Annotated in this window: 15 protein-coding genes; 10 read left to right on the top strand and 5 right to left on the bottom strand. The window is 62.3% G+C overall.

The window, feature by feature from the left end; genetic code table 11:
• Positions 1 to 27: 27 nt before the first annotated feature.
• Complete coding sequence (locus ACVWZP_RS01205; protein ID WP_046382837.1) at positions 28 to 690, bottom strand: C39 family peptidase; 663 nt, start codon at positions 688 to 690, stop codon at positions 28 to 30.
• Positions 691 to 901: 211 nt separating this feature from the next.
• Here ACVWZP_RS01205 and ACVWZP_RS01200 point away from each other — a divergent pair, with 211 nt between their 5' ends.
• Positions 902 to 1,063, top strand: a complete 162-nt coding sequence (locus ACVWZP_RS01200; RefSeq protein ID WP_017848226.1) for a hypothetical protein — start codon at positions 902 to 904, stop codon at positions 1,061 to 1,063.
• On the opposite strand, the gene ACVWZP_RS01195 is transcribed toward ACVWZP_RS01200, so the two are convergent.
• Entirely contained in the window at positions 1,060 to 1,470 is a 411-nt protein-coding gene (locus ACVWZP_RS01195; RefSeq protein ID WP_057004473.1) for a PA0061/PA0062 family lipoprotein, read from the bottom strand. The genes ACVWZP_RS01200 and ACVWZP_RS01195 overlap by 4 nt on opposite strands.
• A gap of 209 nt (positions 1,471 to 1,679) precedes the next feature.
• On the opposite strand from ACVWZP_RS01195, the gene ACVWZP_RS01190 reads away from it, so the two are divergent.
• The 4 genes from ACVWZP_RS01190 (at position 1,680) to ACVWZP_RS01175 (ending at position 8,673) form a co-directional block, all read left to right on the top strand.
• On the top strand, positions 1,680 to 4,901 hold the full coding sequence (locus ACVWZP_RS01190; protein ID WP_079444239.1) for an efflux RND transporter permease subunit: 3,222 nt from the start codon (positions 1,680 to 1,682) through the stop codon (positions 4,899 to 4,901).
• Positions 4,891 to 6,060 carry an efflux RND transporter periplasmic adaptor subunit gene (locus ACVWZP_RS01185; RefSeq protein ID WP_046382834.1) on the top strand — a complete coding sequence of 390 codons (1,170 nt, stop codon included), beginning with the start codon at positions 4,891 to 4,893 and terminating at the stop codon, positions 6,058 to 6,060. Before ACVWZP_RS01190 ends, ACVWZP_RS01185 begins: the two co-directional genes overlap by 11 nt.
• Positions 6,044 to 7,462, top strand: a complete 1,419-nt coding sequence (locus tag ACVWZP_RS01180) for an efflux transporter outer membrane subunit (RefSeq protein ID WP_201021202.1) — start codon at positions 6,044 to 6,046, stop codon at positions 7,460 to 7,462. Before ACVWZP_RS01185 ends, ACVWZP_RS01180 begins: the two co-directional genes overlap by 17 nt.
• Before the next feature lie 752 nt (positions 7,463 to 8,214).
• Positions 8,215 to 8,673, top strand: a complete 459-nt coding sequence (locus ACVWZP_RS01175; RefSeq protein WP_198718513.1) for an REP-associated tyrosine transposase — start codon at positions 8,215 to 8,217, stop codon at positions 8,671 to 8,673.
• 252 nt (positions 8,674 to 8,925) lie between these two features.
• Here the strand turns inward: ACVWZP_RS01175 and ACVWZP_RS01170 are convergent, their stop codons facing one another.
• Both ACVWZP_RS01170 and ACVWZP_RS01165 read right to left on the bottom strand, forming a co-directional pair.
• Positions 8,926 to 10,209 carry a Zn-dependent hydrolase gene (locus ACVWZP_RS01170; RefSeq protein WP_169866012.1) on the bottom strand — a complete coding sequence of 428 codons (1,284 nt, stop codon included), beginning with the start codon at positions 10,207 to 10,209 and terminating at the stop codon, positions 8,926 to 8,928.
• Between the two features lie 132 nt (positions 10,210 to 10,341).
• Positions 10,342 to 11,829, bottom strand: coding sequence for an NCS1 family nucleobase:cation symporter-1 (locus ACVWZP_RS01165; protein WP_046485631.1), 1,488 nt, complete (start codon positions 11,827 to 11,829; stop codon positions 10,342 to 10,344).
• Positions 11,830 to 12,431: 602 nt separating this feature from the next.
• Between ACVWZP_RS01165 and hydA the strand changes: the two genes are divergently transcribed.
• The 3 genes from hydA to preA all read left to right on the top strand — a co-directional run bounded on the left by hydA (position 12,432) and on the right by preA (position 16,589).
• Entirely contained in the window at positions 12,432 to 13,871 is a 1,440-nt protein-coding gene (gene hydA / locus ACVWZP_RS01160; RefSeq protein WP_057004477.1) for a dihydropyrimidinase, read from the top strand.
• Between the two features lie 76 nt (positions 13,872 to 13,947).
• Positions 13,948 to 15,315 carry an NAD(P)-dependent oxidoreductase gene (locus tag ACVWZP_RS01155; protein WP_457369299.1) on the top strand — a complete coding sequence of 456 codons (1,368 nt, stop codon included), beginning with the start codon at positions 13,948 to 13,950 and terminating at the stop codon, positions 15,313 to 15,315.
• Complete coding sequence (gene preA, locus ACVWZP_RS01150) at positions 15,315 to 16,589, top strand: NAD-dependent dihydropyrimidine dehydrogenase subunit PreA (protein WP_046382827.1); 1,275 nt, start codon at positions 15,315 to 15,317, stop codon at positions 16,587 to 16,589. The genes ACVWZP_RS01155 and preA overlap by 1 nt, the downstream gene beginning before the upstream one ends.
• 490 nt (positions 16,590 to 17,079) lie before the next feature.
• Here the strand turns inward: preA and ACVWZP_RS01145 are convergent, their stop codons facing one another.
• Positions 17,080 to 17,700: a TetR/AcrR family transcriptional regulator gene (locus ACVWZP_RS01145; RefSeq protein ID WP_017847463.1), complete on the bottom strand. Its 621-nt coding sequence runs from the start codon at positions 17,698 to 17,700 to the stop codon at positions 17,080 to 17,082.
• Between the two features lie 115 nt (positions 17,701 to 17,815).
• Here ACVWZP_RS01145 and copC point away from each other — a divergent pair, with 115 nt between their 5' ends.
• Both copC and copD read left to right on the top strand, forming a co-directional pair.
• On the top strand, positions 17,816 to 18,181 hold the full coding sequence (gene copC / locus ACVWZP_RS01140) for a copper homeostasis periplasmic binding protein CopC (protein WP_017847464.1): 366 nt from the start codon (positions 17,816 to 17,818) through the stop codon (positions 18,179 to 18,181).
• A gap of 3 nt (positions 18,182 to 18,184) precedes the next feature.
• Entirely contained in the window at positions 18,185 to 19,042 is an 858-nt protein-coding gene (gene copD / locus ACVWZP_RS01135) for a copper homeostasis membrane protein CopD (protein ID WP_046382826.1), read from the top strand.
• The last annotated feature ends 32 nt before the right edge of the window (positions 19,043 to 19,074 follow it).

The raw sequence follows: 19,074 nt of genomic DNA, 5'->3' as shown, positions 1-19,074 counted from the left end.
GCCCCAACGTGGCGGGCGCGGTGTGTCTTACTTTCTTTCGGCCAATACCTTGAGTGCCTGCGCCGCAGCCTGCTCTTGCCCGGCCTGGGCGGTAGCATTGGCCGCTTCGCGCCAGCGCTGCGTATCCACATTGGCCGGCAACTGGCTCGGGCGCTGGGTGAGGATTGCCCAGTGACCGGCGCTGCTCCACTTCGACTCAAAGTCACTGAAGCTCATCAACAGCCGCCGATCCATGCCTGAGCGCAGCAGCACCGTGCTTTTCTGCTGGTTGAAACCCACCACGACCACGTAGTGCGTGCTGGACAACAGGCCGCCGCCGATCCGCGCCATCACCGGGTAACCCGCGCTCACCTGCGCCAGCACCGAGGTGAGCTTGGCGTCGAGCGGATACACCATCAACCCGTATTCACGGGCCAGCACCTGCATGTTGCGCTCCAGGTTCGCTTCGTCGCCCGGCAAGTGCAGCGGCTTATCCAGCAAGCCCGGTGTCATGACAATGCCTTGTTGCGACAGCATGCTGGCTAACGCCGTGGGACCGCTTTGATAAGCGTCGCTGCGAAACGTCGGCACGCCATTGAGCTCGACACGCTCCGGCAGGCCCGGCAGTTTCGACGGCTGCCCGGAACAGGCCGCGAGCCCCAGGGTGCAGGCCAGCAGCAAGGACGTTGTAACGTTGGACCGTAACCGCAATTTTCTACCCTCTTGATCAACTGCCGGTAAGGGCCCTGATCATAGGACGCTCTTCCGCTCGGGTATAGCCTTGAACCGCAGTAAAACGCCCGGGATAGAGCAAAGAAGTTGGATCGACACGACCATTGGTCAATAGCAGGCAACCGTCGTCTGACTAGACTGTCCATTGAGAAGACTGTGTGTGCGCCCTGCTGGGCGAAAGGAGGCCAGAATGAGCCTTGCAACGACGATTTTCCTGTTGATCTGCGGTTGGCTCGCAGTGGCCGCCGCCATGTTGTGGGGGGTGTTGCGCATTACCCGTCGGCACCATCACCCCCACGTCAAACCGGCTGCATCCGCCAAGCCGCACAAGACGGCGGTGCATCACGCCTAGCCAGGCATGCAATTGAAGTCCTGCGTTGCCGCGACTTCCTTACCGTGACCATCCAGGAGCGATGCGCGCACGGTGGTGCCCAGGCTGGATTCGATCAGGGTGTAGTGTTCACCCGCCTTGAAGTTCTCGTACTCCACGCGACCCTGGCAGTCCTGCTGGTTATCGTCGCCCGGCTCTTCCTCGAACAACGTCACATCCAAACGATGGGCTCCCGGCGGCACTTCGAAAAAGCGCCCGTCATCCACGCGTTTGCCGTCGACGCGCTCGGCCATCAGGTCATTCGGCGCTTCTTCTTTCAATCCGATCCAGGCTTCGCTGGGGTCGGCTTTGGGCATCGGGCCGGCGCAGGCCGACAGTAACAACACAGCGCTCAAGGCGGGAATCAGCAATAACGGTTTGAGTGACATGGCAGAACTCCAAAGAATTTCAGTTAAAAGACGCATCGCATCCGATGGGTCACAAGCTTGGAGAGCCGCCCTTTGTAGAACAAATGAATACACATGAAACGATCTTCAGCCCATACCTAAATCTTCCTTCACCTGGCTGAAAGGTGCGTGTTAGGTGGGTCGGGCAAGACTGCCGGGGTTTGCAATCCTGCTCCCTCGGAGGTTCACGCATGCTCGGGCTGGTAAAGACCGCACTGCAAAAGCCGTACACGTTTATCGTGTTGGCCATATTCATCTGCATCATCGGGCCGATGGCGGCCCTGCGAACCCCCACCGATGTATTCCCCGATATCGGCATCCCCGTCGTTGCAGTGGTCTGGCAGTACAACGGCCTGTCGCCGGACGCCATGGCCGGGCGGGTGATCTACACCTACGAACGCTCCCTGAGTACCACCGTCAACGACATCGAACACATCGAATCGCAATCCCTGCCGGGCATGGGCATCGTCAAGATCTTCTTCCAGCCCGGCGTCGACATCCGCACCGCCAACGCCCAGGTGACAGCGGTGTCACAAACCGTGCTCAAGCAAATGCCCCCCGGCATCACGCCGCCGCTGATCCTCAATTACAGCGCATCGACGGTGCCGATCCTGCAAATGGCGTTCTCCAGCCCGACACTGTCGGAAGCCAAGATCCGCGACCTGGTGCAGAACAATATCCGCCTGCCCCTCAGCGCCCTGCCCGGCCTGGCCATGCCCACGCCCATGGGTGGCAAGCAGCGGCAGATCACCCTCGACCTCGACCCGCAGGCGCTGGCCGCCAAAGGCTTGTCCGCGCAGGACGTGGGCAATGCCCTGGCGTTGCAGAACCAGATCATCCCGGTGGGCACCGCCAAGCTCGGCCCCAACGAATACACGATCCTGCTCAACAACAGCCCCAAGGCCATCGATGAACTCAACGACCTGCCGATCAAGACCGTCGACGGTGCGCTGATCACCATCGGCCAGGTGGCCCACGTGCGTGACGGTTCGCCACCGCAGACCAACATCGTGCGTGTCGACGGCCATCGCGCGGTGCTGATGCCAGCGTTGAAAAACGGCAGCATCTCCACCCTGTCGATCATCGACGGCATCCGCCAGATGCTGCCGCGCATCAACGAAACCCTGCCGCCGTCGCTGAAGACCTCATTGCTCGGCGATGCGTCGGTGTTCGTCAAACAATCGGTGGGCAGCGTGGCCCAGGAAGGCATCATCGCCGCGCTGCTGACCAGCGCGATGATCCTGCTGTTCCTCGGCAGCTGGCGCTCGACGCTGATCATCGCCGCCTCGATCCCCCTGGCGGTGCTGTCGGCCATCGCGCTGCTGGCGGTCAGCGGGCAAACCCTCAACGTGATGACCCTCGGCGGGCTGGCGTTGGCGGTGGGGATTCTGGTGGACGACGCCACGGTGACCATCGAAAACATCAACTGGCACCTGGAACAGGGCAAGACGGTGAAGGCTGCGATCCTCGACGGCGCCGCGCAGATCGTCGGCCCGGCGTTCGTCTCGCTGCTGTGCATCTGCATCGTGTTCGTGCCGATGTTCTTGCTGCAAGGCATCGCCGGGTACCTGTTCCGGCCGATGGCCCTGGCGGTGATCTTCGCCATGGCCAGCTCGTTCATTCTCTCGCGCACCCTGGTGCCGACATTGGCGATGTACCTGCTCAAGCCGCACACGCCGGAACCCGGCACCGGCCACCACCCGGAAGATGCGTTCATCAACCACCACGAAGGCGAGCAGCACACCAAGCCACGCAACGCGGCGCTGCAGTCGGTGCTGAATTTCCAACAGGGTTTCGAGCGGCACTTCTCGAACATCCGCGACACCTACCATGGCCTGCTGACGTTGGCCCTGGGCAATCGCAAGCGCTTCATCGTCGGCTTTTTGGCCTGCGTGCTCGCCTCGTTTTTGCTGCTGCCCAGCCTGGGCCAGGATTTCTTCCCGGCCACCGACGCCGGGGCGCTGGCGCTGCATGTGCGTTTGCCGCTGGGTACGCGGATCGAGGAAAGCGCTGCGGCGTTCGACCGGATCGAGGCGCGGATACGCGAAGTGATCCCGGCCGACGAACTCGACACCATCGTCGACAATATCGGCATTCCGCTGAGCGGCATCGACATGGCCTACAGCAGCAGCGGCACCATCGGCCCGCAGGACGGCGATATCCAGGTCAGCCTGAAACAACACCACGCGCCCACCGCCGACTACGTGAAAAAACTGCGTGAGGCGCTGCCGCAAAGTTTCCCTGGCAGCCACTTTGCGTTCCTGCCAGCGGACATCAGCAGCCAGATCCTCAACTTCGGCGCGCCGGCGCCGCTGGACGTGAAAATCTCCGGGCGCAGCGATGCCGAAAACCGCGCCTACGCCGTGGAACTGGAACGCCGTCTGCAACACGTACCGGGCATCGCCGACCTGCGCATCCAGCAGTCCACCGGCTACCCGTCGCTGCAAGTGAATGTCGACCGCCTGCGCGCCAACGGCCTGGGCATCACCGAGCGCGATGTGACCAACAGCATGGTCGCCTCCCTCGCGGGCAGCTCGCAAACCGCACCGACGTTCTGGCTCAACCCGGCCAACGGCGTGTCCTATTCCATCGTCGCCGCCACCCCGCAATACCGCCTCGACAGCCTGCCGGCGCTGGAAGCACTGCCGGTGACCGGTGCCGATGGTCAATCGCAAATCCTCGGCGGCGTGGCCAGCATCTCCCGCGTGCAAAGCCCGGCGGTGGTGACCCACTACAACATCGAGCCGACCCTGGACCTCTACGCCAACGTGCAAGGCCGCGACCTCGGTGGCGTGGCCCGCGACGTGCAAAAAGTGCTGGACGACACCGCGTCCATGCGTCCCAAAGGCGCGACGATCAGCCTGCACGGGCAGATCGATGCGCTGCATGAAGCCTTCAGCGGTTTGAGCGTCGGCCTGCTCGGCGCGGTGGTGCTGATCTACCTGCTGATCGTGGTCAACTTCCAGTCGTGGGTCGACCCGTTCGTGATCATCACCGCGCTGCCGGCGGCATTGGCGGGGATCGTGTGGATGCTGTTCCTCAGCGGCACGTCGTTGTCGGTGCCGGCGTTGACCGGGGCCATCCTGTGCATGGGCGTGGCCACCGCCAACTCGATCCTGGTGGTGAGCTTCTGCCGGGAACGCCTGGCCGAACATGGCGATGCGCTCAAGGCCGCACTGGAAGCCGGCTACACGCGCTTTCGTCCGGTGTGCATGACCGCCCTCGCGATGATCATCGGCATGCTGCCGCTGGCCCTGTCCGAGGAGCAGAACGCGCCGCTCGGCCGCGCCGTGATCGGTGGCCTGATCCTCGCCACCACCGCCACCCTGTTATTTGTTCCCGTGGTCTTCAGCCTGGTCCACGGTCGTCAGCCTACTCGCGCAACTGTTGGAGAAACGCCCCATGTCGTCTGATCACAAACCCTCGCGCAAGCGTCTGATGCTCATGGGTGTCGGCGGCCTGACCCTGGCCGCCCTGCTGGTCGCCAACGGCCTGTACGCCCGCACAATGCACGAGCGCTCCGTCACCGCCTGGACCGAAACCGCCGCCGTGCCGCAGGTGATGGTGTTCCAGCCGCAGCAGAACGTAGCCGGTGACACCCTGCGCCTGCCCGCTCACCTTGAAGCCTGGAGCAAGGCGCCGATCCATGCGCGGGTCAGCGGCTACTTGAAGGACTGGAAAGTCGACATCGGCAGCCAGGTCAAAGCCGGGCAAATCCTCGCCGAAATCGACAGCCCCGATCTCGATCAACAACTGGCGCAGACCCATGCGCGCCTGGTGCAGCAACAGGCCAATGCGCGGCTGGCCGCCACCACCGCGACGCGTTGGCAGAACCTGCTGGCCAGCCATTCGGTGTCGCGCCAGGAGGCCGATGAAAAAACCTCCAACGCCGCAGCGGCCAAAGCCAACGCCGAAGCCGCCGCTGCCGATTACGCACGCTTATCGGCGCTGGAAAGCTACAAGACTATCCGCGCGCCGTTCGCTGGCACCATCACTGCGCGCAACACCGACATCGGCCAGTTGATCAAGGCCGATACCGACAGCGACCCGGAGCTGTTCAACATCGCCGACACCCACCAGTTGCGCCTCTACGTGCCGGTGCCGCAGAACTACGCGGCCGTCATCCACCCCGGGCTTGAAGCCGAGCTGAGTGTTCCCGAGCACCCTGGCGAACACTTCAAGGCGCACCTGATCGGCGACTCCACCGCCATCGACCGCCGCTCCGGCACCCTGCTCGCGCAGTTTGTCGCCGACAACCCCAACGGCGAGTTGCTGCCGGGCGATTACGCCGAAGCCACCCTGCCGATTCCGGCAGACACCCATGGCGTGAGCATCCCGGCCAGCGCGCTGATCTTCCGTGCCCAAGGCACTCAGGTAGCGGTGCTGGATGCGCAAAACCACATACACCTGCAGGCCATCCATATCGGCCTGGACCTGGGTGAACGCCTGGTGATCGACCAGGGCCTGAAACCCGCCGACCGCGTGGTCGACAACCCGCCCGACGCCCTGCGCGAAGGCGACCCCGTGCAACTGGCCGACGCCTCCGGAGGTGCCCATGCGCCCAAGGCTTAAACCACTTGCCGCGGTGATGCTGCTGGCGTTGCAAGGTTGCTCGCTGGCACCGACCTACAACGTGCCGGCGATCGACCTGCCGGCCAACTATCGCGAACAGACCAGCGATGGCCCCTGGCACAGCGCGCAGCCGTCCGACCAACTGGCGCCGCAGTGGTGGACGCTCTACCGCGAACCGCGCCTGGATCAGTTGCAACAGCAATTGCTCAAGGCCAACCCGGACCTGGCGGCAGCGCTGGCGCACTTCGATGCGTCCCAGGCGTATGCCAGCCAATTGCATGCCGGGCTGTTCCCGCAGATCACCGCCAGCGCACAACCGCTGCGTCAGCGCCAATCCGACTCGCGTCCGCTGCGCGGCACCACGCAGCCGTCGGTTTACAACAGCAACACGGCGGGGTTTTCGTTGAGCTACGACTTGGACCTGTGGGGCAAAATCCGCGACCAGGTGGCGGCGGGTGATGCGCAGGCGCAAGCGTCGGGCGACGATCTGGCGGTGGCGCGCTTGAGCTTGCAGCATCAGTTGGCGACCTTGTACGTGCAGCTCAATGGGCTGGATGCGCAAAGTCGGATTCTCAACAGCTCGCTGGAGGATTTCAGCCAGGCCCTGCAACTGACCCGCAGCCGCTACGAGGGCCAGATTGCTTCGGAACTGGACCTGACCCGCGCGCAAAACCAGCTCGCCCAAGCCAAGGCGCAACTGGATGAAGTGCGCGGGCAACGCAACCTCACCGAGCATGCCATCGGTGAACTGGTCGGCGTGGCGGCCAGCGACTTCACACTGCCGGCGAGCCAACAACTGATCGCCCTGCCGGGGATTCCGTCGCAACTGCCGAGCCACCTGCTGCAACGTCGCCCGGACATTGCGGCGGCCGAGCGCCGAGTGTTTGCGGCCAACGCAAATATCGGCGTGGCCAAGGCCGCGTGGTACCCGGATTTCAGTCTGACCGGGTTGATTGGCGGGCAGACCCAAGGCGTGGGGAATTTACTGTCGGCGGGCAATCGGTATTGGGCGCTGGGGCCGCTGATGAACTTGCCGATCTTCGATGGCGGTCGCTTGAGCGCCAACGAACGCCAGGCCAAGGCCGAGTTCGAACAAGCCTCGGCACAGTACCGCAGCCAGGTACTGAAAGCCGTGCGCGAGGTCGAAGACAACCTGGCACAGCTAAGGGATTTGCAGCAGGAGGCACAGGATGAACAAGCCGCGGCAGATGCGGCGCAGCATACGCAAGCGTTGGCGATGAACAGCTACCAGGCCGGCGCGGTGAGCTATCTGGATGTAGTGACCGCGCAGACAGCGGCGTTACAGGCACAGCGGACCTTGCAGGCGGTGCAGACACGGCAGTTGCAGGCGAGTGTGGGGCTGGTCACCGCGCTGGGCGGCGGCTGGCAACCTGGCGCCTGACGCTTTTTTTGTGCAAACCAGCTCAAAGGTGGGAGCTGGTTTGCCTTTGATGAGGCTGGATCAGCCAAACATCACCGACTGATCCAGCACACATTCAGTCTTCCGGCCGACTGTTGAGAAACACGGTCACTGCTGTGTAATCACTGTCATTGGCGTGTCGGTACGCGGTATTGCTGTGATAGCGGCGGCGTCAGTTCCGGCCTCATCGGGGGCAAGCCCCCTCCCACATTGGTCCGGCGCCAGACACACAATGTATGAACACCGCAGAGCCCATGTGGGAGGATTCAAGCCAACCCCACACTGGTCCGGCGCCAGACACACAATGTATGAACACCGCAGAGCCCATGTGGGAGGATTCAAGCCAACCCCACACTGGTCCGGCGCCAGACACACAATGTATGAACACCGCAGATCCCATGTGGGAGGATTCAAGCCAACCCCACACTGGTCCGGCGCCAGACACACAATGTATGAACACCGCAGAGCCCATGTGGGAGGATTCAAGCCAACCCCACACTGGTCCGGCGCCAGACACACAATGTATGAACACCGCAGAGCCCATGTGGGAGGATTCAAGCCAACCCCACACTGGTCCGGCGCCAGACACACAATGTATGAACACCGCAGAGCCCATGTGAGAGGGAGCTTGCTCCCGATAGCGTTCGCACAGACACATCCTGCCAAAAGCCTGCCCTTCAATCTGCAGTTCACCCATCTAGCCTCTCAAAACACACCCAGAGAGAGGCCAGGGAATGCCCGACTTACCCGCTTCACACCGCCTGCGTATCGGCCGATTCAGCGAACCCAACCGTATCTACCTCATCACCACCAACACCCACGAACGCATCCCGATATTCAAGAATCTCCATCTCGGTCGCTTGGTGGTCTGGCAGTTTCGGTCAGCCCAGTATCAGGGGCTGGCGAACTCCCTGGCATGGGTGATCATGCCGGACCATTTCCATTGGCTGCTCGAACTGAAAAAAGGCTCGCTGGCTGACCTGATGCGCCAGGTGAAGTCCAAAAGCACACGGAGCGTCAACGGTGCGAGCGGACGCAAGGGGCGGCTTTGGCAGGAAAGTTTCCATGACCGGGCACTGCGCAAGGAAGACGACCTGGTGAAAATGGCCCGGTATGTGGTGGCCAATCCATTGCGGGCGGGATTGGTTAGCCGGATTGGCGACTACCCGTTGTGGGATGCCATTTGGGTATAGACACAGTTCAACTGTGGGAGGGGGGGGCTTGCTCGCGATGGCGGTGGGTCAATCACATGTGTATCGGCTGAACCACTGCTATCGGGAGCAAGCTCCCTCCCACACTGATCCCGCGCCAGACACACAATGTATGAACACCGCAAAACCCATGTGGGAGGGAGCTTGCTCCCGATAGCAGTGGTTCAGCCAGCTCATCTGTAACTGACCCACCGCCATCGCGAGCAAGCCCCCTCCCACAGGTTTTACCGCGTTTCAGGCCGCGCGTTTGCCGCTGGCAATGGCGGCCGAGGCGGCCACCATCGCCCGCAACAACACCGCACACCCCGCCGCCAGGTCATCCGGCGCGGCGTTTTCGATTTCGTTGTGGCTGATGCCGCCTTCGCATGGCACGAAGATCATCCCCGCCGGGCCGAGTTCGGCGACGAAGATCGCGTCGTGCCCTGCCCCGCTGACGATGTCCATGTTCGACAACCCCAACCCATTCGCCGCATCGCGCACTGCGTCGACGCAACCCTTGTCGAAATACAGCGGCGGGAAGTCGGCGGTGGGTGTCATTTCAAAACTCAACCCATGCTTGGCGCAGGTCTCGTCGATCACCTGGCGTACCTGGGCGATCATCGAATCCAAACGCGCCGGTTCCAGGTGGCGGAAGTCCAGGGTCATACGCACTTCACCCGGGATGACGTTGCGTGAGCCCGGATAAGCCTGCAAACAACCGACAGTGCCACACGCATGCGGCTGATGCCCCAATGCCGCCGCATTCACCGCCGCGACCACGGCGGCCGCGCCGACCAGGGCGTCCTTGCGCAGGTGCATCGGCGTCGGCCCCGCGTGGGCTTCAACGCCGCGCAGGGTCAAGTCGAACCACTTTTGCCCGAGGGCACCGAGCACCACGCCGATGGTTTTCTTTTCATCCTCAAGAATCGGCCCCTGTTCGATATGTGCCTCGAAATAGGCGCCAACTTTGTGCCCACTCTCCGGCCGCGTCCCTGCATAGCCGATCGCATTCAGTGCCGCGCCGACGCTGATACCCTGCGCATCGACCTTGGCGAGGGTGTCGGCCAGGCTGAATTTCTCGGCAAACACCCCCGAGCCCATCATGCACGGCGGGAAGCGCGAGCCCTCTTCGTTGGTCCACACCACCACTTCCAGCGGCGCCTCGGTTTGCACCTTGAGGTCGTTGAGGGTGCGCAACACTTCCACACCGGCCAGCACGCCGAAGCAGCCATCGAACTTGCCACCGGTGGGCTGGGTGTCGATATGGCTGCCCGTCATCACTGGCGGCAGGTCGGGGTTACGCCCGGGGCGACGGGCGAAGATGTTGCCGATACCGTCGACGGTCACGCTGCACCCGGCCTCTACGCACCATTGCACGAACAGGTCGCGGGCCTGGCGGTCGAGGTCAGTGAGAGCCAGACGGCACACGCCGCCCTTGGCGGTGGCGCCGAGCTTGGCCAGCTCCATCAACGACTGCCACAAACGGTCGCGGTTGATGTGCTGATGGGTCGATTGCAGAACGTCTAGGGCAGCGTTCATGGGGATCTCCTCAGGCTACATGTTATGAATGGAATGCAGTTCAAAGGTGGGAGGGGGCTTGCTCCCGATTGCAGTGGGTCAGTCACCCGTGCAGTGGTGGAATGACCACCTGTTTGACTGCATTCCATCGCGTTACAGCAGGGATTTGGCCGGCATCGGCGTCAGGCCACGCCTGGCATTCAGCCCGTAATACAACACGCCGCCCAACGCCGAACCGGTAAACCAGCCATAGCTGTAGAACCAGCTGAACACGTCGCTGCCCAATGACAGCAAGGTCAGCACCACCGGCACGCCAAACGCGACAAACCCACTCCAGTTCCACGCCGGGTACACGTCGTCACGGTACAAACCGGCGAGGTCCAGGCGCTGTTTGCGCGTGATGAAGTAGTCCACCACCATGATCCCGGCGATCGGCCCCAGCAGGCTGGAATAGCCGAGCAACCAGTTGGAATACACCGTCTCCAGGCTCACATCGGAAACGATCAGCCCGAGCTTCTTCAGCAGCTCGTGGCCCATCAACACCAACCCCACCAGGCCGGTGAGAATCACTGCCGAAGTGCGGTTGATCAGCTTGGGCGCGATGTTCTGGAAGTCGTTGGTGGGCGACACGATGTTCGCCGCCGTGTTGGTGGACAAGGTGGCGACGATGATCAATGCCATGGCCACGGCGACCCACACCGGGCTCTGGATATGCCCGATCAGCGTCACCGGGTCGGACACGCTGACGCCCACCAGTTTCACCGACGCGGCGGTCATGATCACACCGAGGGCGGCGAACAGGAACATGGTCAGCGGCAGGCCGAAAATCTGCCCGAGGATCTGGTCCTTCTGGCTCTTGGCGTAGCGGCTGAAGTCGGGAATATTCAGCGACAAGGTGGCCCAGAACCCCACCATCGCGGTCAGGCCGGCCATGAAGTAACCGGTCAGGCTTGCACCTTCGGGGCGTTTGGGCGGGATCGCCATCAACTCGCTGAGGGACACGTTCGGCATCGCCCACACCAGCAGGCCAATGCCCACCGCCACCAGCAGCGGCGCCGACAGGGTTTCCAGGCGCTTGATCGACTCGGCGCCGCGCAGCACCACCCACAGGTTGAGGGTCCAGAAGATCATGAAGCCGATCACCTCACCGGTGCCGCCCAAGGCCTTCCACCCCTCGAAAATCGAGCCCAGGAACAGGTGAATCGCCAGCCCGCCGAACATGGTCTGGATGCCGAACCAGCCGCACGCCACCAGCGCTCGGATCAGGCACGGCACGTTGGAACCGAGGATGCCGAACGACGAACGCAGCAACACCGGGAACGGAATGCCGTACTTGGTACCGGGGAAGGCGTTGAGGGTCAGCGGGATCAGCACCACGATATTGGCCAGGAGGATCGCCATCAGCGCCTCGCCCACCGACAAACCGAAGTACGCGGTAAGCACCCCGCCCAGCGTGTAGGTGGGCACGCAGATCGACATACCGACCCACAGCGCGGTGATGTGCCACTTGTTCCACGTGCGTTCATGCACCTTGGTCGGTGCCATGTCGTGGTTGTAGCGAGGGCTGTCGAGGACGTCGGGGCCGGCGTCGAGTTCGTACAGGCCGTTGCGTTCAATAACTTGCGATCTGTTCTGTTGCATGGCCGCTCCACGGTTTTTTCGAATTATTGTTGCTCACCTGCAAGGTCGGTGCAGGTGGCCGGAGTACCTCGTAAACAACATGACATCAAGGGTCCGGCCAGCCGCCACTGCACTCAATAAACGTGCCGACAACCCGCCCTGACCCTGCACCGCATATATAACTCGCTGATGTTTATCAGCTTTATTTCAAACGCCGATGAGTCCTTCGGTACTTGCCGCGTGACGCAGGCTGGATAACGCGCAAGTTGTCCGAACGTTCAGGACTCAATCTGGTGCAACACAATTATTTTTATTTACCGCCGCCGTCAAGCGGCATGTCTCAAGCGCCTGATTTGCAATAAGAAATGTTGTTCATATTTGGAACCTGTCAAGTGCGTCAAAATGGTGATCAGTCGCCACATTTTGGTGATTTTGATTTTTTATCCTTATATTTCAATAAGTTAAAGACCAACTAAGCGTAGGAAAAATCTTCTTGCTCATTCTAAAAACACCGGCTAGTTTCTATTCCTGTCACCGATGACAGGTTTTTACCAAGCCTGTGCTGAAAACAACTACAACACTTAGAACTGGCACCAGCCGGTCAAGCCTGTGAGGAACTCGACATGTCGCTGTTGATCCGTGGCGCCACCATCATTACCCACGACGAAAGTTACCGCGCCGATGTTTTATGCGCAGACGGTCTGATTCGCGCAATTGGCACGGGCCTGGATATTCCCGCTGGCACCGAAGTACTCGATGGCAGCGGCCAATACTTGATGCCCGGCGGCATCGACCCGCACACCCATATGCAACTGCCCTTCATGGGCACCGTGGCCAGTGAGGATTTTTTCAGCGGCACGGCGGCGGGTCTGGCGGGGGGCACCACCTCGATCATCGACTTTGTGATTCCCAACCCACAGCAATCCTTGCTCGAAGCCTTTCACCAATGGCGCGGCTGGGCGCAGAAGTCGGCGGCCGACTATGGCTTTCACGTGGCGATCACCTGGTGGAGCGAGCAAGTGCGCGAGGAAATGGCCGAGCTGGTCAGCCATCACGGCGTCAACAGCTTCAAGCATTTCATGGCCTACAAGAACGCGATCATGGCGGCCGACGACACCCTGGTGGCCAGCTTCGAACGCTGCCTGGAGCTGGGCGCGGTACCCACCGTGCATGCGGAAAACGGCGAGTTGGTGTATCACCTGCAACGCAAACTGATGGCTCAGGGCATCACCGGGCCGGAAGCGCACCCGCTGTCGCGTCCGTCCCAGGTCGAGGGCGAAGCGGCCAGCCGCGCGATCCGTATCGCCGAGACCATCGGCACGCCGTTGTACCTGGTACACGTCTCGACCAAAGAGGCGCTGGATGAAATCACCTATGCGCGTGGCAAAGGCCAGGCGGTGTACGGCGAAGTGCTCGCCGGGCATTTGCTGCTGGACGACAGCGTCTACCGCCACCCCGACTGGCAGACCGCCGCCGGCTACGTGATGAGCCCGCCGTTCCGCCCGCGCGGGCATCAAGAGGCGCTGTGGCATGGCCTGCAATCCGGCAACCTGCACACCACCGCCACCGACCACTGCTGCTTCTGCGCCGAGCAGAAAGCAGCCGGGCGTGACGATTTCAGCAAGATCCCCAACGGCACCGCCGGTATCGAAGACCGCATGGCGCTGTTGTGGGATGAAGGGGTCAACACCGGGCGCTTGTCGATGCAGGCGTTCGTCGCGCTGACCTCCACCAACACCGCGAAGATCTTCAACCTCTACCCGCGCAAAGGCGCAATCCGCGTCGGTGCCGATGCCGACCTGGTGCTGTGGGACCCCGAGGGCACGCGCACGATTTCCGCCAAGACCCACCACCAGAACGTCGACTTCAACATCTTCGAAGGCAAGACCGTGCGCGGCGTGCCGAGCCACACCATCAGCCAGGGCAAGCTGGTCTGGGCCGACGGCGACCTGCGCGCCGAACGCGGTGCCGGGCGGTATGTGGAACGGCCGGCGTATCCGTCGGTGTTCGAGCAGTTGAGCAAGCAGGCTGAGCGTTCCAAGCCGGTTGCTGTGAACCGCTGAGACCGCTATCGGGGGCAACCCAGGCAACAAAAATGCCCGCCAGAGGCAATCCGAAAAAAACCGTGAGGCCCACACCGTGATCCAGACCCTGACCCACCTCCCCCATCCCCATGAAGACGGGGCGACCCTCGCCAGCCATTTCACCGACCTGGCACCGCCCCTCAACGCTCGCCAGGCGCAACTGGAAGCCTCGCGCTGCCTGTATTGCTACGACGCGCCGTGCGTGAATGCGTGCCCCAGCGAAATCGACATCCCATCGTTCATCCGCAATCTCCACACCGACAACGTGCAAGGCGCCGCGCAGAAGATTCTCTCGGCCAATATCCTCGGCGGCAGCTGCGCCCGGGTCTGCCCCACCGAGATCCTATGCCAGCAAGCCTGCGTGCGTAACCACGGCGAAGAATGCGCGCCGGTGCTGATCGGCCTGTTGCAACGCTACGCCATCGACAACGCGCACTTCAGCGAACACCCGTTCCAGCGCGCCGCCACCACCGGCAAGCGCATCGCCGTGGTCGGCGCCGGACCGGCCGGCCTGGCCTGCGCCCATCGCGCCGCGTTGCACGGCCACGATGTGGTGATCTTCGAAGCCCGGGAAAAAGCCGGCGGCCTGAATGAATACGGGATCGCCAAGTACAAACTGGTGGATGACTTCGCGCAGAAGGAGCTGGAGTTCCTGCTGCAGATCGGCGGCATCGAGATCCGTCACGGCCAGCGCCTGGGCGACAACCTGTCGTTGAGCGAACTGCACCAGCACTTCGATGCGGTGTTCCTCGGCCTCGGCCTGGCCGCCAGCAAGCAACTCGGCCTGCCCCATGAGGACGCCCCCGGCCTGCTCGCCGCCACCGAATACATCCGCGAACTGCGCCAGGCCGACGACCTCACCCAATTGCCCCTGGCCGACCGCTGCATCGTGCTCGGTGCCGGCAACACCGCCATCGACATGGCCGTGCAAATGGCCCGCCTCGGCGCCCGCGACGTCAACCTGGTGTACCGCCGGGGCCTGGCGGACATGGGCGCCACCAGCCATGAGCAGGACATCGCCAAGGCCAATCAGGTTCGCCTGCTGACCTGGGCCCAGCCGGAGGAAGTGCTGCTGGACGAGCAAGGCCATGTGCGCGGCATGCGTTTCGCCCGCACGCACCTGGACAACGGGCGCCTGCAACCCACCGGCGAAACCTTCGAACTGGCCGCCGATGCGATCTTCAAGGCCATCGGCCAAGGTTTCGACAACGCCGCACTGCACGACCCGCTGGCCCAGCAACTGCAGCGGGTCGGCGAACGCATCTTCGTCGACGAACACCTGCGCACCAGCATCCCCGGCGTGTATGCCGGCGGCGACTGCGTCAGCCTCGGCCAGGACCTCACCGTACAGGCGGTGCAACACGGCAAGCTGGCGGCAGAAGCCATGCACGCCCAACTCATGCTCAACGTGGAGGCTGCGTAATGGCCGATCTCTCGATTGTCTTCGCCGGTATCAAAGCCCCCAACCCGTTCTGGCTGGCCTCCGCGCCACCCACCGACAAAGCCTACAACGTGGTCCGCGCCTTTGAAGCAGGCTGGGGCGGCGTGGTCTGGAAAACCCTCGGGGAAGACCCGGCGGCGGTCAACGTGTCGTCGCGTTACTCGGCGCATTACGGCGCCAACCGCGAGGTGCTGGGCATCAACAACATCGAGCTGATCACCGACCGCTCTTTGGAGATCAACCTGCGCGAAATCACCCAGGTCAAAAAGGACTGGCCGGACCGCGCGCTGATCGTGTCGCTGATGGTGCCGTGCGTCGAAGAGTCCTGGAAAAACATCCTGCCGCTGGTGGAAGCCACCGGCTGCGACGGCATCGAGCTGAACTTCGGCTGCCCCCATGGCATGCCGGAGCGCGGCATGGGCGCGGCGGTCGGCCAGGTGCCGGAGTATGTGGAACAGGTGACGCGCTGGTGCAAGACGTACTGTTCGCTGCCGGTGATCGTCAAGCTCACGCCGAATATCACCGACATCCGGGTGGCGGCGCGTGCGGCGTATCGCGGCGGTGCGGATGCGGTGTCGCTGATCAACACCATCAACTCCATCACCAGCGTGGACCTGGAGCGCATGGTCGCCCTGCCGACGGTCGGCACCCAGAGCACCCACGGCGGTTACTGCGGCTCGGCGGTCAAGCCGATCGCGCTGAACATGGTCGCCGAAATCGCCCGCGACCCGCAGACCCACGGCCTGCCGATCTGCGGCATTGGCGGCATCGGCAACTGGCGCGATGCGGCGGAATTCGTCGCCCTCGGCTGCGGTGCCGTGCAGGTGTGTACGGCGGCGATGCTGCATGGCTTTCGCATCGTCGAAGAAATGAAGGACGGCCTGTCGCGCTGGATGGACAGTCAGGGCTACACCAGTCTGCAGGATTTTTCCGGGCACGCCGTGGGCAATACTACGGACTGGAAGTACCTGGATATCAACTACCAGGTGATCGCCAAGATCGATCAGGCCGCCTGCATCGGCTGCGGGCGTTGCCACATTGCCTGCGAAGATACGTCGCACCAGGCCATCGCCAGTTTGAAACAGGCGGACGGCACGCATAAGTACGAAGTGATCGATGACGAATGCGTGGGCTGCAACCTGTGCCAGATCACCTGCCCGGTGGCCGATTGCATCGAGATGGTGCCGGTGGACACCGGCAAGCCGTTCTTGAACTGGACCCAGGATCCGCGTAATCCGTACCGGGAAGCGGTGTAGTCCTGTAGAGCGCTATCGGGGGCTTGCCCCCGATGAGGCCCTCAGCCTCACCACAAAACTCAAGACTCCAACAGTTGACCGCATTCTTTCAGACAAAATGCAGTCAATGTGGGAGGGGGCTTGCCCCCGATGAGGCCCTCAGCCTCACCACAAAAACTCAAGGCTCAAACAGTTGACCGCATTCTTTCAGACAAAATGCAGTCAATGTGGGAGGGGGCTTGCCCCCGATGAGGCCCTCAGCCTCACCACAAAAACTCAAGGCTCAAACAGTTGACCGCATTCTTTCAGACAAAATGCAGTCAATGTGGGAGGGGGCTTGCCCCCGATGAGGCCCTCAGCCTCACCACAAGCCTCAAGGCTCAAGGCTCAAGGCTCAAACAGTTGACCGCATCCTTTCAGACAAATGCAGTCAATGTGGGAGGGGGCTTGCCCCCGATGAGGCCCTCAGCCTCACCACAAACCTCAAGCCTCAAGCCTCAAGCCTCAAGGCTCAAGGCTCCAACCCAATCCCGCGCAAAATCACACTGGTCACCGTCTGAATCGCCCTCTCGAACTGCATATCCGACAACGGCTGGTGATCGTTCAGAATCTTCACCTGATGATCAAAGTCGGCGTAGTGCTGGGTCGAGGCCCAGATCATATACAGCAGGCTCGCCGGCTCGACCGGCAGGATGCGTTTGTCTTCCACCCATTGGCGAATCTTCGCTTCCTTCATCTTGGCCCAGTCGTACAGGCTTTCATCCAGCGCCTCACCGAGCGTCGGCGCGCCGTGGATGATTTCGTTGGCCCAGACTTTCGACCCATACGGCCGCGTGCGCGAGCGTTGCATCTTGGCGCGGATGTAGCTGCTGAGCACCACTCGCGGGTCATCGAAGGTTTCGAAGCTCAGGGCATCCTGCTTCCACACTTCCAACAGATCGAACAGCACCGCGCTGTACAGCTCGCTCTTGGTGGTGAAGTAGTAATGCAGGTTGGAACGCGGCAGTTGCACTTCGGCGGCAATATCGGCCATGGCGGTGCTGCCATAGCCCTTCTCGGCGAAGATTTTTTCCGCCGCTAGCAGGATTTTTTCGACGTTGACCCGACGAATTCCGATCTTGTGCTTGCCCATAAGGGCTCCCCGACAAAGACATAACGGAAAGACTACCACCCGCTCTAGATCGGGGCGACAGGAGGAGCCGAAACTTCGTACACTGCCCGTCCTATCCTTTGATTGGTATTGCTCAATGTTGATCAAGAAAACCCTGACCACCGTCGCTCTGCTGGCCTCGCTGCTGGGCGCTTCGGCGGCGTTTGCCCATGCTCACCTCAAGAGCGCGACGCCTGCGGCAGACAGCAGCGTCGCGGCACCGAACGATGTGCGCCTGACCTTCAGCGAAGGCGTGGAGGCGACCTTTTCCAAGGTTTCCCTGAGCAAGGACGGCACCGAAATCGCAATCAAGGGCCTGGCAACGCCGGATGCCGACAAGAAAACCCTGGTGGTGACGCCCGCCGCGCCCCTCGCAGCCGGTACCTACAAAGTGGTGTGGAACGCGGTCTCGGTCGACACCCACAAGAGCAACGGTGAATACAGCTTCAAGGTCGGCCAATAACCTATGGCGACGCTGCTGGTGCTGTGCCGTTTCCTGCATTTCATCGTCGTCTTGTTGATGTTCGGGGCCTGTGTATTCAGGCCCTGGCTGATGGGCAATGCACCGCAGCCGGCGCTGGACCGGCAAGTGCTGCGAATCAGCCGAGCACTGGCCTGGCTCGGGCTCGGCTCCGGCGTGGCCTGGTTGCTGCTGATCACGGTCAGCATGGCCGGCAGTTGGGACGCCGCACTGCAACCGGCCACTGTGCAATTGGTGCTGGGCAAGACCTTTTTCGGCCAAGTGTGGCTCTGGCATCTGCTGCTCAACGTGCTGCTGTTGATCGCCTTGATCAAACCCTGGTCGGCGTTGCGCCTGCCCTTGATCGGCCTGCTGCTGGCGACCCTGGCCCCGGTCGGTCACGGCGCCATGCTCAACGGGCTCAGCGGCCAGTTGCTGATCCTCAATCAGGTCGTCCACCTGGCGTGCGTGGGCGCCTGGCTTGGCGGTCTGCTGCTGTTGGTATTGATCCTGCGCCAACCGCAGCGCCATGGGCTGGAGCCGATTCTGCGGCGTTTCAGCGGCGCGGGTTATGGCCTGGTCGCCGGCTTGCTGGTCACCGGCTTGATCAACGTGCGTGTATTGACCGGGCAACTGTGGCCCACCCCGCTGTTCAACGGTTTCGCCCTGATTCTGCTGATCAAGGCGATGCTGGTGCTGGGCATGTTGGCCCTGGCGCTGCTGAACCGCTTGCGTATCGAGCGCTGCGAACAACGACTGGAGACCTTGAAGGCCAGTGTGACGGCTGAATGGTTACTAGGTATTTCAGCGGTAGCCGCCGTCTCCCTCCTCGGCACGCTGCCCCCGATGGCGATGGCCGGCTGAATCCATAGTCAGCTTCCCCACTGGACCACGAC

It is taken from the genome of Pseudomonas sp. TE36184 (assembly GCF_054060055.1).
This window is presented reverse-complemented; position numbering and strand designations above follow the sequence as displayed.